Below are 21,992 nucleotides of genomic sequence, written 5' to 3'. Positions count from 1 at the left end.
TTTTTCAATCTGAATTCATGGCCGGGCCTAGCCCATGATCAGGTCGCCCTCGCCCTGCAGGACAAGTTCCTGACCGTCGCCATATTCGATCGTGAGGTTGTTCCCGCCATTGCCGGTCTGGGTCACAACCAGTTCGTTTACATCGATATAGGCAAGCAACTCGGCCTCGCTTGAGATGATCGCATCTTCGAAGATGATCTCATCGCCTTCGCCGAAATCAAGATCGACGATGATGGCGCGCTCAGCATCGCGAACATCAAAATCATCCGCACCCGATCCACCAGTCAGGCGGTCAACGCCTTCCTCAGCAATCAGGAGGTCAGCGCCATTGCCGCCATTGAGGCGATCATTGCCGGTCCCGCCGCGCACCGTGTCAGCCCCCGCATTGCCGGTGACGGTGTCATCACCGCTGCCACCTTCGACAAGGTCATTGCCGCCGCGGCCTTCGACGAGGTCATTACCAGCGCCGCCGCGCACCGTGTCATTACCGGCCTGACCGCGCACGGTGTCAGCATTATTGCCGCCATCAAGGACGTCGTCATCGGCACCGCCCTGCAAAGTGTCATTGCCAGCATCGCCTTCGAGCGTGTCAGCATCAAGGCCACCGAAGAGCGTGTCATCGCCGTCGCCGCCCTCTAGCGTGTCTTCGCCCTTGTTGCCGATCAGCGTGTCGTCGTCAGCACCGCCGAGAAGCGAGTCGTCATCATTGCCGCCGATCAGCGAGTCGTCGCCAGCACCGCCGCTCAGCGTGTCATCCCCATTGCGGCCTTCGAGCGTGTCATCGCCGTCACCGCCCATCAGGTCGTTGTCATCACCATCGCCCTGAATGAATTCGCCGTCGCCGGTGCCGTCCGGGATGACAGCCTGTCCTTCATCGCCCGGCCCGTTCACAGCAAAGCCGGCCGGCTTGATGATGGTGTGACCGATATCCTGCAGCACGGCGAGTTCAAGATCACCGATCGAGACGCGGTCGCCGGGAATGACGAACGGGTTCATCAGCGCCTGCGCGAGATTGATGCCGTTCTGCACAACTGTCGTTGTACCGATGAAGTGTGAAATGTCAGACCCAGGTCCCTGATCATATTCGAGCGGGATCGGCCCGCCGAAGACCGCCATGGCATTCTCACCAACAAAATGCGGGATGCCGTCGATATATTCGACAAGCAGGTCGTACTCATTGCCGAAAAAGGCGGGGAAGCCGTCGGAGGTATCGACCGGCAGGCCATTGTCGCTGACTTCCTGGAAACCAAAAAAGCCCAACCCGTGCCCCAGCTCATGGAGCAGTACGGAGTAAAAATCGAACTGATTGTTGGGAACGTTCTGCGACACAGTCGTGTCATAGAAGAACTGGCCGGAGTTGATGAAGGACGGGTTCACATAGACATAAAGGTCCGGGGTCGCCCCATTGGAGTCGATACCCGTCTGCATCTCATAGAGTGTATTAGCGATATAGACGGCGGTATCACCGGCATTATAGGTGCCGCTGCCGTCATTATCGACGTAATAGTCATAAATGTTCGTCGCGGGACCGGCGGCCGCCACAGCAGTTGTTCCGCCAACCTGAACCTGCACCTCGATCGAGGCACCCGGCACACTGGCGAGGAACTGCCCCCAGGTATTGAGGGCAATTTCCGTCAGTGTCTTGAAGATATCGAGGGTTGCCTGTGACGTCGTTCCCGTCACATCGAGAACCGTCACACCGAAGTCGATGGCTTTAAGAAGGCCGCTGTCGAAATTGAGCCCCTGGCCCCATCCCGAATGCACGCCACTATCCTCATAGGAGACTGTCCCGAGGCTCGAGAGTTGGCCATCTTCGAAAAAGCTGCGTTCCTTGAGGAAGGAATGATCGTGACCATCCCCTTCACCATGCCCGGCACAACATGCCGCGCAGGCGCATCCCTCGTCATGCGGCGCTTCCTCGGCCATAGGCACCCGGAAAGCGGCAAACCCGTTTGATGCGTCTTCAATTGTCCATGACGTGAACCCTGCCATGCTCAAGCTCCTCCTTGCTGCGCCAACTCCCAGCAAAATCCTTGTACACAGGTTCGACCGTTCCCGTGCCTAACGGTCCGGCAATCTAGCCGGAAATGTCGTGAGGATGAGCGCGCACGCCGGAAAAGCTGGCCCGTTCTCTCCCCCGACGCCTAGCGGCCCCAAAATTTACGGTAATCCGCTGTTTGTAAAGGGGGAATTAGACATTTCCACAGGCTGGGGTGGTCAGATCACTGTGGTTGTCGCGATACTTAGCGGGAACATGTCATTTTAGGCGAACAGAGAACTTCAACTTCACCTCCTTCGCGTATTCTCCAGCCCATAAAATCAGCTTTCCGGGGAGAGAGACGATGAACGGGATGATGCGGATCGTGATGATCGGCGGTGTTGGCGTCGCTGCTCTGGGCGGCTTTCAGCTCTCAAAAGTGGGCCCTGCGCCCTTCTCATACGACAACGCCAGCGCCGAAGCCCGCCGTGCCTTTCTAACCGAAGAGGCAACGGATATGGCGCGCGTCGTGAGGCGGTCGCTTGTCAGTCCTTCTGGCGTCGGTCCCTCTTTTGATCTGACCGGAACGACCGTTGATGAGTATCGCCGCCGGATCCAGTTCGAGATCACCGTCCGGGGCAGCGGCACGCCAGACCCGACGGCCTTCCACGCGCTGTCAAAAAAAATGAAGCAAGCGGAATGCCCGCGCTATGTCGGTACACGGCTTAGTGAAAGTGATGTCGAGATATCCTATTCTTTCGTCGACAAGAACAATCGGCGGATCCAGAAAGTGTCGATCTCGAATGGATATTGCCGCGGCTATCTGACAGCCTGAGAGGGCCGCGCTTGTCGCACATAAGGCCGAAGCGATTGCAGGAACCCATGCACGCGCGAGGAAAGCGTTCCCGCCCGGAATTGGGATAATGAATCGGCAGTCCAGCCTTCCTCTGGTGACAGCTCTCTACACAGATCTTCCAGCCTCGCCCTGTCTTCAGCGTTGAGCGGCAAGGCGGCTGCGCCTTTCAGGAGACCGAGCAGTTCATGAACCTCTCGCATGGCCGGCAGCGCTTCAACAACAACGCGCATCAACGATGGCTCTTCACGCCATGACCGGCCCGCCAGAATTTCCTGCGTCAGCCGTTGCCCCGCCCCAAGGCAGTCATATTTCGCGCAGCCTGCATATCCTTGCACGTCGCGCTCAGTATAGATACGGCAGCCATTCTTCTCATCGAGGTTGGGGCAAGCCTCCCCATTGGACTTGTCGAATGGAAATTCAGGCCCCTGAACAAATGCCAGAGCGAAACAGCACAGCGCCTCACAGCGCGAGCAATCGGCCTGCAATTCAGGTGTGCTAATTTCCATCCACCCTCTCCTCACAAAAAAGGGCGTCCCCGGAGGAACGCCCTTTCACGAAGATCATATAAAGACCGAAAGCCTCTCAGCTCAGCCTTTGTTCATCGCGGCGACTTCCGCTGCGAAATCTTCTTCTTCCTTCTCGACGCCTTCGCCAAGCTCGAGGCGAATGAAGCCGTCCAGCGTCACTTCTGCGCCAGCTTCCGCTTTCGCATTGGCAACGACGTCCTTGATGCGGGTCTCGCCGTCGATGACGAAGATCTGCTCGAGGAGAACGCTCTCTTCGTAGAATTTCTGCATCCGGCCTTCGACCATCTTCTCGATGATGTTGTCCGGCTTGCCAGAGGCACGTGCCTGGTCGGCCAGCACGTTTTTCTCACGGGCAACGACGTCCTGATCGAGGTCAGCAACAGTCAGCGCCAGCGGACGAGCGGCAGCGATGTGCATGGCAACCTGTTTGCCGACCGGCAGAAGGGCCTGGCTGTCACCAACCGATTTCAGCGCAACGAGAACAACGATCTTGCCGGCCTGCTCACCAATCGGGGTGTGCACGTAAGGCACAACAACGCCGTGCTCGACAGACAGTGACGCCGCGCGGCGCACGCTCATATTCTCGCCGATCTGGCCAACCATCTCGTTGACATGCTCTTCAACGGATTTGCCAGCGCCCGGGAACTGGGCCGCTTTCACAGCTTCGACAGAGCCGTCGGTCGACAGAGCGACCTGCGCGATTTCGGCGACCATTTTCTGGAACAGCTCGTTGCGTGCAACAAAGTCGGTTTCAGAGTTCACTTCAACGACAGCGCCTTTGGTGCCGTCGAGCGCGTATGCCACGAGGCCTTCAGATGCTGCACGGCCGGCCTTTTTCGCGGCTTTCGCGAGGCCTTTCTTACGCAGCCAATCAACAGCGGCTTCGATATCGCCGTCATTTTCCTGCAGGGCTTTTTTCGAATCCATCATCCCCGCGCCGGTTTTCTCGCGCAGTTCCTTCACCATCTGGGCCGTGATCGCCATGGGTGTCTCCTTTTGAGGGGTCTCTCGCGGGCTGGCCCCTAAGCCAAGCGCCGCCATTTGAAAAGGCGTCTGCCCCCTCGTGGTGCACGATGGGGGCAGAGCAGTGATAATTTGTCTGGCCATTTGGCCATCTCATCCGGCCCGTAAGGCCGGTGAGGAATTTACTCGGCTTTCGCCGGTTCTGCGTCCGCAGCAGCGGCCGCTTCTTCGAGGGCCGGCTCGACCGGGGCTTCTTCAAGCTCGCCGAGGTCCTGACCCATATCGATCGCAGAGGCCGAGATGCCGTCGATCACCGCGTCTGCAACGAGGTTGCAGTAAAGCGAAATCGCGCGCGATGCATCGTCATTACCCGGAATGATGTAATCGACGCCTTCAGGCGAGCAGTTGGTGTCGACAACCGCGACGACCGGGATGCCAAGCTTTTTGGCTTCCTTGATCGCGATGTCTTCCTTGTTCACGTCAACAACGAACATCAGGTCCGGCAGGCCGCCCATTTCGCGGATACCGCCGAGCGACAGCTCGAGCTTTTCGTGCTCGCGGGTCATGTTGAGCTGCTCTTTCTTGGTGAAGCCTTTGGCTTCGCCTTCAAGAGCGGCTTCAATCGCGCCGAGACGCTTGATCGAGCCCGACACGGTTTCCCAGTTGGTCAGCGTGCCGCCGAGCCAGCGGTTGTTCATGTAGTATTGAGCGCAGCGGGCAGCAGCTTCTGCGACCGGCTGTTGCGCCTGGCGTTTGGTCCCGACGAACAGTACGCGGCCGCCACCGGCGACGACTTCGCGGACCTTGACCAGCGCCTGGTGGAGGAGCGGGACAGTCTGCGACAGGTCGATGATATGAATGCCCGAACGGTCGCCAAAGATGTATTGGCGCATGCGCGGGTTCCAGCGGTGGGTCTGGTGGCCAAAGTGGACGCCGGCTTCGAGGAGCTGGCGCATAGTGAAATCGGGCAGAGCCATAGTCTGCATTTCCTTCTTCGGTTGAGCCGCCGCGGGGAGGAAGCGAGGGGCCCGGAAAGGCAGGTTGGATGGAGGCTTTGCCTCCCCTGTCAGACCGGCGGATCCAGCGCCACCGAAGTATGTGACCCCGCGTGGGGATTTAACGATCGCGGGCGCATAGTGGAAAAAGGGACCTGAGGCAAGGGGATTTGAGTCAGGGAACATACCAACGCATCAGTTCACCCGCTCATCCCCGCGAAGGCGGGGATCTGCCTCTGATGCTCTGATCTCTCATTTTAGAAGTGCGAACAACTAGACCCCAGCATCATCACGGAAGACCAGATGCCCGCCTGCGCGGGCATGAGCGGAAATAAAGTGAGCTCGAACTCAAACCTCACCCCCGAACATCATCCGGCGATAATCCCGGGCTGCCTGCACCGTTTGCTTCGGCGACGCGGATGAGTTCGGCGACGCGGGAGATCAGGGGGACGGTGAGTCCGTGCCGGGTGGCCAAATCCTCAACCGCGCCCTGCAGGACGCCGATCTCGGTCGGCCGCCCGCGGCTTAAATCCTCCCACATGGAGGAGCGCGCCATCCGGTCGATCTTCAGCATACGCCCAGAGACGATGCGAAATACCGGGGTTGGCAGGCGCAGGATCTTTGGCACCATTTTCGGCGGCAGCGGCGTTGCCTTTGCCGGGATAATCCCGGCCGCCGCCAGCACACGGAGCGCTTCGTCCATCTGCCCTGCAACCAGCCGCCGCCAGTCGCGGTCCGAGAGCTGCTGATAAAGGGTTAGGCCAGACAGCGCGTTGAGCGCATTATTGAGGTTGAGAAGAAGCTTGCCCCAGAGGACGCTGCCCATATCGGTGCTTTCGTGAACCGGCAGGTAGGGCACGCTCAGCGCTTCACTGATGCCGCCCGGGCCCGCCTCGATCATGATGTCCCCGCTGGTCCCCCGATGGAGCCGCCCATCCTCCGTCTGCAGCACATTAAATGGCACCATCCCCGCCCGCACATCCCGGCCGGGTAGGCCAGCACGCAAGATATCGGCATTGCCGACACCGTTCTGCAGGCTGATGACCACCGCACCTTGCGGTGCCTCCGCCGCGATCAGCTCGGCCATGCCTGCCGTGCCGCCCGATTTGACCGTGACCAGAATGATATCCGCGCCGCGCAGGATCGCGCTATCCTCACTGACCTGAAGCTGCCCCGGCAGTACCGTCGCATCGAGCCCTTCATGGCTAGAGAGGTGAAGCCCCGCCGCCACCCGCGCCACCATCGCGGGCCGCGCCAGCATCCGCACTTCATGGCCGCCAAGGGAAAGGAGCCCGCCAACATAACCGCCTATACTGCCCGCGCCTGCAATCGCGATGGTTTTCGTCTGGGCCATCTTTGCTCCTTGTCCGCTCTCTCTTGCCGCTTCTGGCCGTCAATGCTTTGATCACCTTGAAGGGTGACGGGGAAGTTCACGCATGTATCTCAGGGCACTAACGCTCGCCTTTGGCGCAAGCCTCGTTCTCGCGCTGATGCCTGTGCGGGCGCAAGACGGCAAAGCGGAGATCGCGCCCGTCCCTGAATGGGTTGAGGATTCGGGCCGGCCGGACCCGGACCTTGTCTCCCGCGATGAGGCCGAGGACGGCTCGATCGTCCTTCTCTATGACATGCAGCGCCGCAAGACAGCCGATGGCTATGATTCCTTCTGGCGGTTTGCCGAACTCGTCACCAGCGTCGCTGGGCTTGAGGAAGCCGCCCGGTTGTCGCTCGATTATGATCCGACCAAGGAGGAGATCATCCTTCATGACGTTGCGATCTGGCGGGGCGGTAAAAAGCTCGACCGCCTTGAAGGGCTGGAGCTGCAATTTGCGCGACAGGAGCAGGAGCTTGACCGCGGTATCGTTGATGGCCGCATGACCGTCTTTGCCGAGCTGCCCGATGTCCGGGTCGGCGACATCATCGATGTCTCCCACACGCTGGTGGCGAAGACGCCGCTCTGGCCGGATGAGTTCTTTGCCGATTTCCCGACCCGCTTTGTGGTGGATACAGGGTTCGGCCGTCGGCGGATCATCGTGCCTGATGACTTGCCGCTGACCATCCGGACCCGCGGCGATGCCGAGGACATGACCGTCAGCCGCAAGAACGGTATGACGGAATATCTGTGGCAGGCAACCCATCCCGACATCTATGATTATGAGGCCAACACACCGGTCGGCCATATTCAGGGCGGCAGCCTGTCGATCTCCAGCTATGATGAGTGGAGTGATGTCGCCGCCTGGGCCGCCGATCTCTATGACATCGACATGACCCTGCCTGCGGGGCTTGCCGAAGAGCTAGATGAGCTCAAAGGGACGGATGCGGAGAAAATCACCTGGGCGATCCGGCATGTGCAGGACAATGTCCGCTATGTCAGTGACGTGATCGGACTGGGCGCCTATCGCCCCCGCCCCCCTGCGCTGACCGGCCGGCGCGGCTATGGCGACTGCAAGGACAAATCCCTCCTCCTGACAGCCATGCTGCGCCATATGGGCTATGAGGCTGTCCCGGCGCTGGTGCATTCGGATGAAGGGGCGCTGCTGCCACTGGTCGCTCCGGGGCCGGTCCATTTCGATCACGTCATTGTGCGGATCGAATGGCAGGGCAAACCGCATTACATCGACGCGACCTGGTCGCTGCAGGGCGGAGTATTCCCGGAGATTTATGCGCCGCGCTATTCCTGGGCCCTGCCGATCCGCCCCGGTGCTGAACTCGAAGAAATGAATGACAGCCCGCTCGATGCGCCCGAAAAGGAAGTCGTCGAGACTTACGCATTTGAGGATTCAGGCGACATCGCCTTCACCGTCGCCTCGGTCTTTCATGGCCGCGCCGCCGACGTCATGCGCGGCGATATCAGCGAGACCTCGAACAGGACGATGTCGGAGAATTACCGCGACTGGTACCGCAAGCGTTATCCGGGCCTCGACATGGTTGAGCGGATCAAGGTGACGGACGACCGCGACGCCAACCTCATCACCATGATGGAATCCTACAGCCTCGCCTTTGAGGATTTCGAGGCCGACGATCTCGATGATGAATTCGCCTATTCGGCCTATTCGGTGGATTACGACCTGCCCGAAGTCGACGGGAAGGATCGCAAGGCCCCAATCGCGATCCCGCACCCTCTCAACGCTGTTCATGAAGTGATCGTCGAGAATGGCGGCACCCATGACGGCATGGAGGCGGTGTCGAGCCGTATCGGCCCCCTCTCGGTCGATTTCGAGACCAAAGAAGACGGCGAGCGGCTGCATCTGCGATGGGCGATCCGGACCGAGGGCCGCGCCATTCCGGCGGAGGACGCCCAGAGCTATGAGCGCGCCCGGCGGGCCTTTGACGACCTCCTTTATATCACCTGGGACTTCGGAAAGCTGGGTGAAGACGACGAGACGGAACAATCTCCAAGTGTGGGCGAGATCCTGAGGGATGCGTTCTTCGGGCGCTAACGCCTTCATTTTACCCGCACTTGGCCATTCACGCGCCTTGCCGCCGCCCCAGTCAGGGTTTGCGGTAGTCAGGTGTTTCGCGACACGGCCCATCGCCCTAAAAGCAGGGGGTAATAGGGGCTCATCATGGAAGAGGGAATGAGTATGACGCATCGGGTCTGGCGGACGGCAATGGCCGCGCTTCTGGGACTTTCACTCCTTGCCTGCTCGAATGAGGAGGATGCAGCCGATACGGATACCGGCACCGAGGCTGAAATGGCGGCCGAGGCGCCCCGCCCGGCCCCTGTGCCCGAAGAGTTCGCCTTCCTGCGCTATGCGGTGAACGGCGAGTCAACGACGCCCGAGCTTTGCCTCACCTTCTCGGAGCCCCTTTCGCCGGACACGGATTACTCCGCCTATGTCGATATCGATGCCCGCATCGCCCTCCGGGTCGATGGCGCGCGGCTCTGTCTTGGCGGGCTTTCCTATGGCGATGAAAAAGAGCTGACACTTCGCACAGGCTTCCCCTCAGCCGATGGCGATACGCTGGAGCGCGATGAGAGCCTGACCCTGACCTTTGATGACCGCCCGGCGGTCGTTGCCTTTGCCGGCTCCGGCGTGATCCTGCCCCGGATCGATGCGGACGGCCTCGCCCTCACCACGGTCAATGTCGATGAGGTCGAGATCAAGGTCTCCCGCGTCACCGACCGCGCCCTTGTCTTCCGCTCCATCTCCGAAGGCTATTCCGCTGGCGAAGGCGAGTACGGATATGGCGGGGACGAACCCTATGAGCTCGGCACACAAGTCTGGAAGGGCCGTATTGATACGGCGGGCCCGACCAATTCGACCGTCACCTCGGTCTTTCCCATCGCCGAAGCCATAAGCGAGCTTGAGCCCGGCGCCTATTATGTCGAGATCAAGGATGCTGGCGCACTAGACCGCGACGTCAACCGCCCGGCAGAGGCCGCCCGCTGGGTGCTCGTCACCGATCTGGCTTTCACCGCCTATCGCGGCAAGGACGGGCTCAACGTCACCGTCCGGTCGCTGCAAAGCGCAGAGCCGGTCTCCGGTGTCGAGGTGCAGCTCGTTGCCCGCTCGAATGAGATTCTCGGTACAAAGAAAACCAATGGCAGCGGCCAGGTTGATTTCTCCGCGGCCATGATGGCCGGGGATGAAGGCAACACACCCAGCATGCTGATGGCCTATGGCCGGGAAGGCGATTTCGCCCTTCTCGATCTTAACCGAACGCCGGTTGATCTCTCGAATGAGCCGGTCTCTGGCCGCTACCGCCCGGACATGGCCGATGCCTTCCTCTATCTTGATCGTGGTATCTACCGTCCCGGCGAGACCGTGCAGGCGAGCCTCCTCCTGCGTGATGCAGCGGGCCATGCGGTTGAGGACCGGGCCGGTGCGCTCGTTCTCTATCAGCCGAATGGCATCGAGCAGGCACGCGTCCGGTTCGAGGAACTCGCCAATGCAGGCGGGCTCTCCCAGCCCTTTGCCCTGCCGAAAGCCGCCGCACGGGGCATCTGGCGCATTGCCGTTGAGCTTGACGGCGCCGGCACAGTCGGCAGCACCAGCTTCTCGGTCGAAGATTTCATCCCCCAGCGGATCGCTCTTGAGCTTGATGCTGATACCGATACCCCGATGCGCTCGGGCGAGACCCGCATGATCGAGGCCAGCGCCCGTTTCCTTTACGGTGCGCCGGGCGCAGGCCTGCCGGTGCGCGGCACGGCGCGCGTTGAGACCGCCTATAATCCGTTCAAGGACTGGGCAGGCTACAGCTTCGGCATGCATGATGAGCGCTTCTCGCAGATCCAGTTCGACCTGCCCGAAACCACAGCCGATGGCGAAGGCAAGGCCGCTGTCCCGCTGGCGATTGCCGCGCGCGGTCTTGACTCAACCAAACCCTTGCGCGTCCGCGCGGTGGTCGAGGTCGAGGAGCCAGGCGGCCGCGTTGTCGCCGATGATGTCCGCATCCCCTATCATCCGCGTGATGTCTATCTTGGCATGAAACCCGGCTTTGACGGCCGGGCGGAGCGCGGCAAGGAAGCGAGCTTCGAGGTCATCGCGGTCGATGCCAAGGGCGCGGCCACGGATGCCGAGATCGGCTGGCGACTGGTCCGCCGCGATTATGATTACGACTGGTACCGCACATCGGGTGGCTCATGGCGCTGGCGGCGGTCAGAACGCATCGTGCCGATTGAATCGGGTGTGCTGAGTATCACCGGTGAAGGCGAACCCGCCCTCATCAACACGCCGGAACTCGATTGGGGCGATTACACCCTCTACGCCACGATGAATGGCGAAGACCTTGCCTCCAAAGGCTTCTGGGTCGGCTGGCGCGGCCGCACCGTCGATGGCGTCGAAGCCCCCGATCAGGTGCGCGTCTCTGCGCCCGAAGACCCCGTCACGGTGGGAGAACGGGCCACGCTGACCATCAAGGCGCCCTATGCAGGCCTTGCCGAAGTCGTGGTGGCCACCGACGAAGTCCTCCTGACACGGCAGGTCAGCGTTGAGGAAGCCGGCGCCGAAATCGCCCTGCCCGTCTCTGAGGACTGGGGCTCTGGCGCATACGTCATGGTGACAGTCTACACCCCGCGTGATGCGGTGACCCAGCCGCGTCCGCGCCGCGCCGTCGGCGTCGCCTACGTGCCGGTCGATGTCTCTGACCGCAGCTATGAGGTGATGATCAACGCGCCGGGTCCGGTCACACCCAACCAGACCTATAATGTCGATATCGTCGCGCAGGACGGCCCGCGCGGCAAAGCCTATGTCACGCTCGCCGCAGTCGATGAGGGTATCCTGCTGCTCACCAAATTCGACTCGCCTCAGCCGCTGGACTGGTTCTTCGGCAAATCAGCGCTGGGCGTAAATCTTTATGACGATTACGGACGGCTGCTTGACCCGAACCAGGGCGCAGCATCACCGATCCGCTCGGGCGGCGACCAGATCGGCGGGGCTGGCCTCACGGTCGTTCCCACTAAAACGGTCGCGCTCTTCTCGGGCGTCGTTGAGATGGGCCGCGACGGGCGCGCAACAGTGCCGCTCAAACTGCCTGACTTTAACGGCGAGCTTCGCCTGATGGCCGTTGTCTGGTCGGATGAAGGCATCGGCTCTGCCGACCAGCCGCTCACCGTCCGTGATGATGTGCCTGCAGAACTCATCCTGCCGCGCTTCCTTGCGCCGGGCGACGAGGCGCTCGCCACCGTCACTGCCGACAATGTCGCGGGGCCCGAGGGCGAGTATGACATCTCCGTTGTCAGCTCCGGCGAGGTCAGCGTGCCTAATGGCGATCTCAAGCTCACGCTCAATGCAGGCGATCGCAAGGACGAAAACGTCCGCATCAAGGCGGATGAAGTCGGCCTTGCCGACCTTGCGATCACGGCCAAGGGGCCGGGCGGCTATATTGTCTCCAGCTCCTATCCCATCGAAGTGCGCCCGGCATTCTGGCCGGTCACGCGGGTTGAGAAATTCACCCTCGCCCCTGGGGAGAGCTATACACCGCCTGCGGATCTTCTCTCCGGGTTCATCTCCGGCACGGAGCTCGCGCAGATCAGCGCAGCGGCAACGCCGATTGATACGGCGGCGCTTTATGCCTCGCTCTATCGCTATGCCTATGCGTGCACAGAACAGCTCGTCAGCCGCACCATGCCGCTGCTCTATGCTGAACAGCTCGCAGGGCTGGAAGGTGTTGCTGGACCGGATGGGGTGCGCCCTGAAATCCACGAAGCCATCGAAACCCTTCTGTCGCGTCAGAATGCGCAAGGCGCCTTCGGGCTGTGGCGGATCGGGGACCAGAATGCGCGGCCATGGATTGGCGCCTATGCCGCCGATTTCCTGACCCGCGCCAAAGAGCAGGGCTATGCTGTGCCGGAGGCCGCGGTGACCCGTGCGCTCGATGCACTCACGCCGCTGGCTCGCGGTCAGTTCTATCGCAGCTCCGGCTATGATGTGACCCTGCCGCCCCAGCAATATACGGCGGATACGTCCGACCGGATGCAGAACCGCAGCACGGCCTACGCGCTTTACGTCCTTGCCCGGAACGGCCGGGCGGAACGTTCGCGCCTGCGCTATATGCATGACGAGATGCTCGAGAAGATCGAGAGCCCGCTCGCCCGTGCGCATATCGCCGCCGGTCTTGCGGCCATTGGTGACCGAGCCCGCGCGGCCAATGCCTTCGAGAAGGCGGTCGAGAAGATCGGCTACGAGAATGACGGCGACTGGTACCAGACGCCGCGCCGCGACCTTGCCGCCATCACGGCCCTCGCCGCAGAAGCGGGGTACACCGACATTGTCGAGAAACTGGTTCCGCGCCTTGCCCGCGATGTGCCCGAGCCCCGCTCGCTCACGACGCAGGAAAAAGCGCAGATGATCATGGCTGCGCGCGCCATTGCCGGGGACACGGCAAAGGTCCGCGTTTCCTATCACAATGAGGAAGCCCCCCAGCCGCTCGAGCTGAATCCGGCTGGCCTCGAAAACGCTGGCCCCTTCACCAATGAAGGCGACAGCCCCGTCTGGGTGACGGTCCTTGCCAGCGGCTCCCCGTCGAGCCCGCCGCCGGCCCAATCCGCCGATCTGACCATCGATAAGCGGTTCACGGACCTTTACGGTGAGGAAATCGATCTCGGTTCTGTTGAGCGCGGCGACCGCATGGTCGTCTGGCTGACCCTGACGCCGGAGCGCCGGGCTTATGCCTCCTATATCATCGCCGATCTTCTGCCTGCGGGCTTTGAGATCGAAACGGTGATCCGTCCCGAGGATGCAGCGCCCAACGGGCCCTACACCTTCCTCGGCACGGTGGCCCTGCCCAATGTCGCCGAAGCGCGCGATGACCGTTTCGTTGCGGCGATCGACACGCAAGGGCTGATCTCGCGGCGGCTCGCCTATATCGTCCGTGCCGTGACGCCCGGTGAATTCACCATGCCGGGCGCGGTCGCCGAGGACATGTACCGTCCCGACGTCACCGGCCGTTCGGCTTCCGGCACGGTCTCCATCGCCCCCTGATGGCGGGCCTGCGCCGATATCTCAAATGGGGGGCCGCCTCTGTTGCGGCCCTCGCCATCGGCGTCATCGCGCTTGACCGGCTCTTCCCGCCGCCCATCGAACGGGGCGAGCAGGTCTCAACCGTTATCACCGACCGCGAAGGCCGTCCGCTCCGCGCCTTTCCCGTTGAGGATGGCCGCTGGCGGCTCGCCGCCGATGTCGACACGATTGACACGGACTATATTGACGCCCTGATCCGCATTGAGGACAAGCGTTTCTACGAGCATCCGGGCGTTGACCCGCTGGCCGTCTTCCGCGCGCTTGCGAGTGCCGCCGCCAATCGTGAGATCACGTCCGGCGCCTCGACCATCACCATGCAGACCGCCCGCCTGCTGGAACCGCGCGAGCGGACGCTCCGCTCCAAGATCATTGAGAGCTTCCGCGCGCTCCAGCTCGAAGCGCGGCTGTCGAAACAGGAAATCCTCGAGCTTTACCTGACGCTCGCGCCCTATGGCGGCAATCTCGAAGGGGTGCGGTCGGCCTCGCTTGCCTATTTCGGCCGTCCACCCGAAGCCCTGACGCCTGAGGAGATCGCGCTCCTCATCGCCCTGCCTCAATCGCCTGAGGCGCGCCGCCCCGATCGCAAACCGGGCATCGCCAAGGCGACCCGCAATTCGATCCTGACCCGACTTGCGGAGAATGGCGTCCTTGCGGCGACGACTGCCGAAGATGCGGGGCTTGAGGATGTCCCCGCTACCCGCGCCGCCTTCCCCGGCGATGCATGGCAGATCAGCGATACCATCCGTCAACGGATGGACAAATCGGGCAGTTTCACGACCACACTCGACTGGGGCCTTCAGGACGAAGCAGAACGCCTGGTCCGCGCGGCTGCCATTTCCAGCGGCGAGAATGTGCAGGCCGCCGCCCTCATCATCGAGATTGATGGCCGGGCCGTTCGGGCTGCCGTCGGTTCGGCAGGCCGCGACCGCGCCGGCGGCTGGCTTGATCTCACCAATCGCCGCCGCTCTCCGGGCTCGACCCTCAAACCCTTTATCTATGGGCTTGCCTTTGATGACGGCGCTGCCGCACCCGGCACGGTGATCAACGATCTGCCCAGCCGCTTTGCCAGCTACAGCCCGGAGAATTTCGACCGCACCTTCCGCGGCGAAGTCACCATCGCCGCCGCGCTTCAACACTCTTTGAACGTCCCCGCCGTGCAGGTGCTCGATGAGGTCGGGGCCGCCCGGTTCCTCTCTGCCCTGACATTTGCGGGCGGCTCACCCTCCATGCCGTCTTCTGCTGACAGCGATGTCGGCCTCGCCATTGCGCTTGGGGGCCTCGGGATCAGTATGCGGGATCTCGGTATTCTCTATGCCGCGCTCGGCGATGAGGGTGAGGCCCTGCCGCTCGCCTTCACCCCTGAAGAAGAAGAAGCCAACCGCAGTGCCAAGGGCTATCCGTTGATGAGCCCCGAAAGCGCGACGGAAATCCTGACCATCCTCAAAGGCGCCCCGCCCCCGCCGGGCCGGATGCCCTCCAAACTGACGACCGGCGCCCGGCACATCGCCTTCAAGACAGGCACGTCTTACGGCTTCCGTGATGCCTGGGCGGCAGGGGTTTCAGGCAATTATGCCGTCATCGTCTGGACCGGCTATGCGGATGGCACGCCGCGCCCCGGTGTGACCGGGCGGCAGGCCGCAGCCCCGCTCCTGTTCGATCTGTTCGATGCCATCCGCCGGACCTTGCCAGATGAGACGGGTGCGGAGAAAATCGAGGCGCTGCCGGATGCGCCTTCCCCCCTTGCCCGATTCACGCCGGACAATGCACCGCCGCAGATCCTCTTCCCCCCCGATGAGGCGGAAATCTGGGCGGACAGCCCGGCCCGCGAATTCGTCCTTTCAGCACGCGGTACAGGACCGCTCCAGTGGTATGCGGACGGTCAGCCTATCGGCCTTGATGCGGGTGGCGCGCCGATCTGGCAGCCGGGCGGCCCCGGCTTTTACCGGCTCGAAGTTGTCGATGCGGCAGGGCGCTCGACCGTCACCAAAGTGCGTGTGAGAGGGCCACAGGGCTAGGGGGATGCAACGGGCCTCAACCGGGCCTAAATGGCTCCCATGACATTATCCCCGACCCGCCTCTCCCGTGATATCCTCAAACTCTCCGGGCCTGACACCAAGTCCCTGCTGCAGGGGCTTTTGACAGCCAATATGGATCACCTCGCCGAAGGCCGCGCGCTTTATGCCGCACTCCTGACGCCGCAGGGGAAGATCCTTGAGACCCTGTTCCTGACCATGACGGCCGAGGATATTTATGCCGACCTGCCCACAGGGCGGGGGCCGGGCTTTCTCAAAAAGCTCATGCTTTATCGCCTGCGGGCGAAGGTCGAGATGAGTGATGTGACGGCGGACTATCTGGTGTGCGTCTTCCCTGATGAAGACAGCGTGCTTGAGGGAGCCATCGCCGCCGCTCCCGATCCCCGCCATGCGGAGCTCGGTTTCCGATGGCTGGCCCCGCGAGTGAGTGGCATTCCGGATACGGAAGACACATACCTTGCCCACCAGCTCACCCTCGGCATCCCCGATATGGGCGCAGGCATTGGCGAGGCAGAAGCGTTCCCTCTTGATGTGAACCTTGATGCCCTGCACGGCATCGACCACAAAAAGGGATGCTTTGTCGGCCAGGAAGTCGCCAGCCGCATGTTCCGCAAAGGTGAAATCCGTAAGCGGACCTATATTGTGCGCGGCGATAACCTCACCCCCGGCACTTCCCTTAAACAGGAGGGACGCACGGTCGGGGAAATCCGTCATGCAGTGGGCGGCACAGGGCTCGCCATTGTACGGCTCGACCGGCTGGACGGCGAGGCCGCGATGGCCGAAGACATCCCCGTCACGCTTCACAAACCGGATTATCTGCCATGAAGAATCGCTGCGACTGGGTCACCGAGGGGGATGCGCTTTATGAAAGCTATCACGATACGGAATGGGGTGTGCCGAATTACGATTCAAAATCCCTCTGGGGCAAGCTGATCCTTGACGGTTTTCAGGCGGGGCTGAGCTGGCGGACGATCCTGCATAAGCGTGAGAATTTCCTCGACGCCTTTGACGGCCTCGATCCCGAAAAGGTCGCGCGCTACACGGATAAACGTGTCGAGAAACTGCTCGGCAATGCAGGGATCATCCGCCATCGCGGCAAGATCGAAGGCGCGATCACCAATGCCAAGCTATGGTGTGAGATGACGAAGAATGGCGAAGATTTCTCCGACTATCTCTGGTCCTATTTCGACGGCGAGCCGATCACCAATAAATGGAAGATGATCTCGCAGGTGCCGGCCACATCTCCGCAAGGCGACGCCCTGTCAAAGGACCTCAAAAAACGCGGCTTCAAATTCTGTGGGCCGACAATCGTATACGCCTTCGCGCAGGCCGTCGGCATGGTGAATGATCACCTCGTCACCTGTCCGCGTCACCGCGAGGTGGCCACGCTTTCCGGCGTCTGATCGCCGCTGAAATCGAACGCCCGCAGCTTGCCCTTCTCGACCCATAGAACGATCAGCAGGGCACAGATGGACAGGATCGACGTGCCATACGCAAAAGGCTGGGCCGTGCCGTCAAAGGCCTGCCCGACCATGGTGCCGAGGAACCCTGCAACGCCAGTCGTAATGAAGCCCTGCAGCGAGGTCGCAAGCCCCGTGACCTTACCCAAAGGATCAAGCGCCAGCGCCGTCATGTTCGCGCCCAGAAAACCGAGCATCAGGAACGGCACTTCTGCGAGCAGGATGAAGAGCCAGAGCGGCTGATAACCGAAAGAGGCAAACAGCGCATGGACGGCCGTTCCAACGACCATGACGCAAAGCGCTGTATGCGACAGCGCCCGCATGCCGATCCGCTCTACCATCCTTGCATTGAGGAAATTGGTCACCGCAAGGCCAAGCGCCACCGCCGCAAAGGCCAGCGGGAACCAGCTGCCGATCTGGTAGACATCAAGAAAGATCTGGTTCGAGGCCGTGATGAAGCTGAAGAGAATACCAAAAACGAAACCGCTGGCGATCATATAGCCTGCCGCAACACGGTGGGTAAGGATGATCTTGTACCCTTCGAGCAGCACTGAGATCCGGACGGACCGACGCGCCTCGGGCGGCAATGTCTCTGGCAGGCGCATCGCGACCCAGAGCGCCACCACCCCGCCAAGGGCGCCCATGGTGACAAAGAGCAGCGGCCACGGCCCTGTCAGCAGGATGACCTGACCGAGCGCTGGCGCAAGTAGCGGCACGATCATGAAAACCATCATCACGGTCGACATGGTCTTCGCCATCTCCCGCCCGCTATACCGGTCACGGACGATTGCGACGGCCGAGACCCGCAGGACAGAGGCCGCAAGCCCCTGTACCACGCGGGCGGCCAGCAGCCCGTTGAAACTGGACGCCGCAATCGCAAGGAAACTGGCCAGTGCAAAAAGGATCAGAGCGGAGATCAGGAACGGGCGCCGCCCGAACCGGTCCATGACCGGCCCCAGCACAAGCTGGCCCGCACCGAACGCAACGACATAGGTCGTCACGATCAGCTGGATCTCATTGCCGGAGTGATGCGCGAAAGATGATCCGATCACGCCGAGTGCCGGCAGGACGATGTCGATCGACAGTGCATTCATCGCCATTAACGCGGCGATGAGCGTCACAAATTCGGCCTGTCCAGGCAATTGCGGATTGTCGGGCTTGTCTGAAGTCAATGTCGCGGAGCTAGTCATCATGTTGCAGGCGCTAAGCCTCTGCCCGGATCGGCGCAAGCCGTGGCCCGCGATAATATGAAGAGACAAGAGAGTTTTGCGTTCGCTGGAGGGTCTCGCCCCGGCGCTCATTCCAGGTGATCTCTCGGAAGATCACAGTCAGGCGCCCGATAAGCTTACCGAAATCGAGCCCGCCTGAGAACGCGGGCTGTTGTCACTCGGCACATGCGGGCGCATGCTAGGCGGAACAGTGTTCAAGAATGAAGAAGGCCGCGCATGACCGCCGATGCCCCTATAGCCCGTATCCTTTCGACCGGGCTTTATACCCCGCCCCATTCCATTTCGAATGAAGAGCTGGTCACCACCTATAATGCCTGGGTTGAGAGGTGGAACGCCGAAAACCCCGACCGGCCGAAAGAGCCATCCTCTCCCGGCTTCATTGAGAAAGCCTCCGGCATCAAGGCGCGCTATGTGCTCGAAAAGGACGGTATCCTCGATATCGACCGTATGCGACCGAAACTGCCCGTCCGCGGGAATGACGAGCTGTCGATCATGGCTGAGATGGGCGTGCTGGCCGCGCGCGATGCGATGAAACGCGCTGATCTCGGCCCGGACGACATCGACGCTGTTCTCTGCGCGGCTTCGAACATGCAGCGGCAATATCCCGCCATGGCGGTCGAGATCCAGAACGCCCTCGGCATTGACGGCTACGGCTTTGACATGAATGTCGCCTGCGCGTCGGCGGCCTTCGGCATCCAGACGGCGGTGGGGCTCCTCTCAACCGGCGCGCGTCGGGTACTGATGGTCAATCCTGAAATCTGCTCGGCCCATATCAATTTCCGCGACCGCGACGGGCATTTCATTTTCGGTGATGTCTGCACCGCCGTCATTATCGGCCCGGCGGAAGGCGAACCGGCGCCGGGTCAGTTCGATATTCTCGACACTCGCCTCAAGACGGTCATGTCGAATAATATACGCAACAATATGGGCTTTATGGATCCCTCGACCGACACGGTCATTGACTGGGACGATCCCGATACGGACAAGCTCTTCAAACAGAATGGCCGCTCGGTCTTCAAGGAAGTCGTCCCCATGGTGGCCGAGATGATCTCAACCCACCTTGCCGACAATCAGATCCCCGGCGACAGCCTCAAGCGGATGTGGCTGCATCAGGCGAACCTCAACATGAATGAGCTGATCGCCAAGAAAGTGCTGGGCCGCGAGGCGACCCGCGAGGAATCCCCGGTCGTGCTCGACGATTACGCCAACACGTCATCGGCAGGCTCGATCATCGCCTTTCACAAACATCATGACGGCCTTGCCAAGGGCGATATCGGCGTCATTTCCGGTTTCGGCGCGGGATATTCCGCAGGCAGCGTGATTGTCAGAGCAGGATAAGGACAGAACATGAAAACGACTCTCGCACTTCTTTTCGGGTTGAGCCTCATCGGCACAGCGGTGGCACAGGAAAAACAGGCCATTGTCCCGGAAGGGATGGAAACCACGGTTGAGTATTATAGCTACAGCCCAGCCGTCCGGGCCGGTGACATGGTGTATCTTGCCGGCGTGGTTGCAGGGCTGCCGACCGACCCCGAAACCGGCGAGATGATCGAAGCGACACCCGAAAATCTCGATGCCGCGTTTGATCGAGCTTTTATTCATATCGGCGAGATATTGACTGCGGCTGGCGCTGACTGGGACGATGTCGTCGACATGACGACTTACCACACGGATATGCCAATCCAGATCGACACTTTCCTGCAGGTCAAGAACCGGTACATGAAACCGCCGCATACGGCATGGACAGCCATCGATATAGACCGGCTCTATCCCGATACGGGGATCACGGAGATTAAAATCACGGCCTATGCGCCGCTCGGTCGGGAGTAATAACGAGCATATTCCGGCATGGACCTGACTATTGATTTCCTGAAAGAGCTACGAGAGCGCAGCAACGAGCCAATCCAGTTTGGCGAGCATGGCTTGGCGGCCCCCGAAATTGATGCCATTGAGAAAGACCTCGGCTTTCCTTTCCCGCAGGATTTTCGGTTCTTTCTCCAGAACACCTCTGGCTCGGGTGGCGCCCTCTTTCCGTGGTGGGACTTTTCCAAAGAGGCTTACACACAAAGTATCAATTGGATCATTGATGGCCTCATCTTTGATGTTAGGCATGATGACCTCTGGCTGAACAGGTGGGGCGAGAAGCCGACGTCCAGAGAAGAAATCGAAAATACCGTACGCGCTGATTTTGAAACCTGGCCCCGCCTTCTTCCGATTTATGGGCACCGCTATTTGTCAGCAGAGCCAGTTGAATCAGGTAATCCCGTCTTCTCGATCATGCAGAGTGACATCATCTATTACGGCCATGATCTGACGGATTATTTGTTGAGGGAGTTCGCGCCATCCAGCCCGTTTGATGTTCCACAGGATCCCATAAAATTTGTACCTGTCTGGAGTAATTTCGCAGAAACAACCGATGGATTTGCGACGGGCGGTTGGTTTAAAGGCTGACCGATGCCCACCAATCCTCCGCCGCGCGCGTGGCAGCGCATGCTGTCCGGCCGCCGCCTCGACATTCTCGACCCTTCGCCCCTCGATATCGAAATCGAGGACATCGCCCATGGCCTTGCCCGCGTTGCGCGCTGGAACGGTCAGACGACGGGGCCGCTCCCTTTCAACGTCGCGCAGCATTCGGTGATCGTCACCGATATGTGCCTGCAGATGAAGCCCGACTGGCCCGTCAAATGGCAGATGGCGGCGCTCCTGCATGACGCGCCCGAATATGTGATCGGCGACATGATCTCGCCCTTCAAGGCGGCGCTCGGCGCAAAATACAAGGAAGTCGAGAAGGGGCTGGAGCGTGCCATTCATGTCCGCTTCTCCCTGCCCGCTGATCTTCCGCAGACGGTCGAAAAGCACATCAAAAAAGCTGACCGGGCCTGCGCCTATTTCGAGGCGACCCAGATCGCAGGGTTCGACGTGCCCGAGGCGGAGAAATTCTTCCCCGTCCCGCGTAAGATCGAGCCCCTCCACCTCACCGCTCTTTCAACGGAGGACTCACAAGCCCTCTATCTCGACCGGTTCGAGCAACTCTGGAAGGAGATGGCCAAATGAGCGGCGAGCGTGACCTCGGACGATTACTGTCCGGCCTGACGCCAGTGCTCGATGCGGACACTTATGTCTTCGCGTGCGTGCCTGCCGGAACAGACACCGCCCATTTCTCTCTCCTTATGCAGTTTACGGAAGAAGAAGGAGAGACCCTGATCCTGACCGAAGAGACGGCAAAGAAGGAGGGGCTGGCCTATGAATTTCCCTGCCGCCGGATCACGCTATCGGTGCATTCCGCGCTTGATGCCGCAGGGCTGATGGCCGCCGTTTCGGCTGCGCTGGCGGCCAAAGATATCCCCGTGAACCCCGTCGCGGGCTATTATCACGACCACCTCTTTGTGCCCGACGCGCGCGCGGATGAGGCCATGGAGATTCTCAAGTCGCTTACCTCATCGCCCTGCTGAGGAACTGTTGCTACCGTCCCCGCTGCCGCGCATAAGG

The 21,992-nt window shown here is 61.1% G+C and carries 17 protein-coding genes; 11 read left to right on the top strand and 6 right to left on the bottom strand.

Annotation, left to right across the window (positions count from 1 at the left end; genetic code table 11):
• Window positions 1-27: 27 nt before the first annotated feature.
• Complete coding sequence (locus DX908_RS10720) at window positions 28-1,992, bottom strand: calcium-binding protein (protein WP_116392329.1); 1,965 nt, start codon at window positions 1,990-1,992, stop codon at window positions 28-30.
• Between the two features lie 350 nt (window positions 1,993-2,342).
• Between DX908_RS10720 and DX908_RS10715 the strand changes: the two genes are divergently transcribed.
• Window positions 2,343-2,813 (top strand): hypothetical protein, encoded by a 471-nt coding sequence (locus DX908_RS10715; RefSeq protein WP_116392328.1) that lies wholly within the window; start codon window positions 2,343-2,345, stop codon window positions 2,811-2,813.
• Here DX908_RS10715 and DX908_RS10710 read toward each other — a convergent pair.
• The 4 genes from DX908_RS10710 to DX908_RS10695 all read right to left on the bottom strand — a co-directional run bounded on the left by DX908_RS10710 (window position 2,798) and on the right by DX908_RS10695 (window position 6,673).
• Window positions 2,798-3,340: a hypothetical protein gene (locus tag DX908_RS10710; protein ID WP_116392327.1), complete on the bottom strand. Its 543-nt coding sequence runs from the start codon at window positions 3,338-3,340 to the stop codon at window positions 2,798-2,800. The genes DX908_RS10715 and DX908_RS10710 overlap by 16 nt on opposite strands.
• 81 nt (window positions 3,341-3,421) lie before the next feature.
• On the bottom strand, window positions 3,422-4,345 hold the full coding sequence (gene tsf, locus DX908_RS10705; RefSeq protein ID WP_116392326.1) for a translation elongation factor Ts: 924 nt from the start codon (window positions 4,343-4,345) through the stop codon (window positions 3,422-3,424).
• A gap of 161 nt (window positions 4,346-4,506) precedes the next feature.
• Window positions 4,507-5,301 (bottom strand): 30S ribosomal protein S2, encoded by a 795-nt coding sequence (gene rpsB, locus DX908_RS10700; RefSeq protein WP_116392325.1) that lies wholly within the window; start codon window positions 5,299-5,301, stop codon window positions 4,507-4,509.
• A gap of 373 nt (window positions 5,302-5,674) precedes the next feature.
• Entirely contained in the window at window positions 5,675-6,673 is a 999-nt protein-coding gene (locus DX908_RS10695) for a 2-dehydropantoate 2-reductase (RefSeq protein WP_116392324.1), read from the bottom strand.
• An 82-nt stretch (window positions 6,674-6,755) separates the two neighbouring features.
• Between DX908_RS10695 and DX908_RS10690 the strand changes: the two genes are divergently transcribed.
• The 5 genes from DX908_RS10690 to DX908_RS10670 all read left to right on the top strand — a co-directional run bounded on the left by DX908_RS10690 (window position 6,756) and on the right by DX908_RS10670 (window position 17,217).
• Window positions 6,756-8,756, top strand: coding sequence for a DUF3857 domain-containing transglutaminase family protein (locus tag DX908_RS10690; RefSeq protein WP_116392323.1), 2,001 nt, complete (start codon window positions 6,756-6,758; stop codon window positions 8,754-8,756).
• Window positions 8,757-8,894: 138 nt separating this feature from the next.
• Window positions 8,895-13,742: an alpha-2-macroglobulin family protein gene (locus tag DX908_RS10685; RefSeq protein ID WP_199564681.1), complete on the top strand. Its 4,848-nt coding sequence runs from the start codon at window positions 8,895-8,897 to the stop codon at window positions 13,740-13,742.
• Entirely contained in the window at window positions 13,742-15,796 is a 2,055-nt protein-coding gene (gene pbpC / locus DX908_RS10680; protein ID WP_116392321.1) for a penicillin-binding protein 1C, read from the top strand. Before DX908_RS10685 ends, pbpC begins: the two co-directional genes overlap by 1 nt.
• A 39-nt stretch (window positions 15,797-15,835) precedes the next feature.
• A complete protein-coding gene (ygfZ, locus tag DX908_RS10675) occupies window positions 15,836-16,639 on the top strand; it encodes a CAF17-like 4Fe-4S cluster assembly/insertion protein YgfZ (RefSeq protein ID WP_158548681.1) in 804 nt (267 codons plus the stop codon).
• On the top strand, window positions 16,636-17,217 hold the full coding sequence (locus DX908_RS10670) for a DNA-3-methyladenine glycosylase I (RefSeq protein WP_116392319.1): 582 nt from the start codon (window positions 16,636-16,638) through the stop codon (window positions 17,215-17,217). The genes ygfZ and DX908_RS10670 overlap by 4 nt, the downstream gene beginning before the upstream one ends.
• On the opposite strand, the gene DX908_RS10665 is transcribed toward DX908_RS10670, so the two are convergent.
• Entirely contained in the window at window positions 17,184-18,467 is a 1,284-nt protein-coding gene (locus tag DX908_RS10665) for a multidrug effflux MFS transporter (RefSeq protein ID WP_158548679.1), read from the bottom strand. The two genes, DX908_RS10670 and DX908_RS10665, sit on opposite strands and share 34 nt — an antisense overlap.
• A gap of 252 nt (window positions 18,468-18,719) precedes the next feature.
• On the opposite strand from DX908_RS10665, the gene DX908_RS10660 reads away from it, so the two are divergent.
• Genes DX908_RS10660 through DX908_RS10640 form a run of 5 tightly spaced genes read left to right on the top strand, consistent with a single transcriptional unit; the run spans window position 18,720 to window position 21,955 of the window.
• Window positions 18,720-19,841 (top strand): beta-ketoacyl-ACP synthase III, encoded by a 1,122-nt coding sequence (locus DX908_RS10660; protein ID WP_116392317.1) that lies wholly within the window; start codon window positions 18,720-18,722, stop codon window positions 19,839-19,841.
• A 9-nt stretch (window positions 19,842-19,850) separates the two neighbouring features.
• A complete protein-coding gene (locus tag DX908_RS10655; RefSeq protein WP_116392316.1) occupies window positions 19,851-20,333 on the top strand; it encodes a RidA family protein in 483 nt (160 codons plus the stop codon).
• A gap of 18 nt (window positions 20,334-20,351) precedes the next feature.
• Window positions 20,352-20,954, top strand: a complete 603-nt coding sequence (locus DX908_RS10650) for an SMI1/KNR4 family protein (RefSeq protein WP_116392315.1) — start codon at window positions 20,352-20,354, stop codon at window positions 20,952-20,954.
• Between the two features lie 3 nt (window positions 20,955-20,957).
• Window positions 20,958-21,557, top strand: coding sequence for an HD domain-containing protein (locus DX908_RS10645; RefSeq protein ID WP_116392314.1), 600 nt, complete (start codon window positions 20,958-20,960; stop codon window positions 21,555-21,557).
• The gene (locus tag DX908_RS10640; RefSeq protein WP_116392313.1) at window positions 21,554-21,955 is read left to right on the top strand and encodes an ACT domain-containing protein; all 402 of its coding nucleotides are present in this window, start codon (window positions 21,554-21,556) and stop codon (window positions 21,953-21,955) included. Before DX908_RS10645 ends, DX908_RS10640 begins: the two co-directional genes overlap by 4 nt.
• Window positions 21,956-21,992: the final 37 nt, after the last annotated feature.

The sequence above is a fragment of the Parvularcula marina genome, from assembly GCF_003399445.1.
Taxonomy (GTDB): Bacteria; Pseudomonadota; Alphaproteobacteria; order Caulobacterales; family Parvularculaceae; genus Parvularcula; species Parvularcula marina.
The sequence above is the reverse complement of the archived record's forward strand: the minus strand, read 5'-3'. Positions and strand labels throughout refer to the sequence as shown.

What these genes read in the sequence shown, in the direction of transcription:
- DX908_RS10720 (WP_116392329.1), bottom strand. Translation starts at nt 1,992, where the DNA reads ATGGCAGGGTTCACGTCATGGACAATTGAAGACGCATCAAACGGGTTT.
- DX908_RS10715 (WP_116392328.1), top strand. Translation starts at nt 2,343, where the DNA reads ATGAACGGGATGATGCGGATCGTGATGATCGGCGGTGTTGGCGTCGCT.
- DX908_RS10710 (WP_116392327.1), bottom strand. Translation starts at nt 3,340, where the DNA reads ATGGAAATTAGCACACCTGAATTGCAGGCCGATTGCTCGCGCTGTGAG.
- tsf (WP_116392326.1), bottom strand. Translation starts at nt 4,345, where the DNA reads ATGGCGATCACGGCCCAGATGGTGAAGGAACTGCGCGAGAAAACCGGC.
- rpsB (WP_116392325.1), bottom strand. Translation starts at nt 5,301, where the DNA reads ATGGCTCTGCCCGATTTCACTATGCGCCAGCTCCTCGAAGCCGGCGTC.
- DX908_RS10695 (WP_116392324.1), bottom strand. Translation starts at nt 6,673, where the DNA reads ATGGCCCAGACGAAAACCATCGCGATTGCAGGCGCGGGCAGTATAGGC.
- DX908_RS10690 (WP_116392323.1), top strand. Translation starts at nt 6,756, where the DNA reads ATGTATCTCAGGGCACTAACGCTCGCCTTTGGCGCAAGCCTCGTTCTC.
- DX908_RS10685 (WP_199564681.1), top strand. Translation starts at nt 8,895, where the DNA reads ATGAGTATGACGCATCGGGTCTGGCGGACGGCAATGGCCGCGCTTCTG.
- pbpC (WP_116392321.1), top strand. Translation starts at nt 13,742, where the DNA reads ATGGCGGGCCTGCGCCGATATCTCAAATGGGGGGCCGCCTCTGTTGCG.
- ygfZ (WP_158548681.1), top strand. Translation starts at nt 15,836, where the DNA reads ATGACATTATCCCCGACCCGCCTCTCCCGTGATATCCTCAAACTCTCC.
- DX908_RS10670 (WP_116392319.1), top strand. Translation starts at nt 16,636, where the DNA reads ATGAAGAATCGCTGCGACTGGGTCACCGAGGGGGATGCGCTTTATGAA.
- DX908_RS10665 (WP_158548679.1), bottom strand. Translation starts at nt 18,467, where the DNA reads ATGATGACTAGCTCCGCGACATTGACTTCAGACAAGCCCGACAATCCG.
- DX908_RS10660 (WP_116392317.1), top strand. Translation starts at nt 18,720, where the DNA reads ATGACCGCCGATGCCCCTATAGCCCGTATCCTTTCGACCGGGCTTTAT.
- DX908_RS10655 (WP_116392316.1), top strand. Translation starts at nt 19,851, where the DNA reads ATGAAAACGACTCTCGCACTTCTTTTCGGGTTGAGCCTCATCGGCACA.
- DX908_RS10650 (WP_116392315.1), top strand. Translation starts at nt 20,352, where the DNA reads ATGGACCTGACTATTGATTTCCTGAAAGAGCTACGAGAGCGCAGCAAC.
- DX908_RS10645 (WP_116392314.1), top strand. Translation starts at nt 20,958, where the DNA reads ATGCCCACCAATCCTCCGCCGCGCGCGTGGCAGCGCATGCTGTCCGGC.
- DX908_RS10640 (WP_116392313.1), top strand. Translation starts at nt 21,554, where the DNA reads ATGAGCGGCGAGCGTGACCTCGGACGATTACTGTCCGGCCTGACGCCA.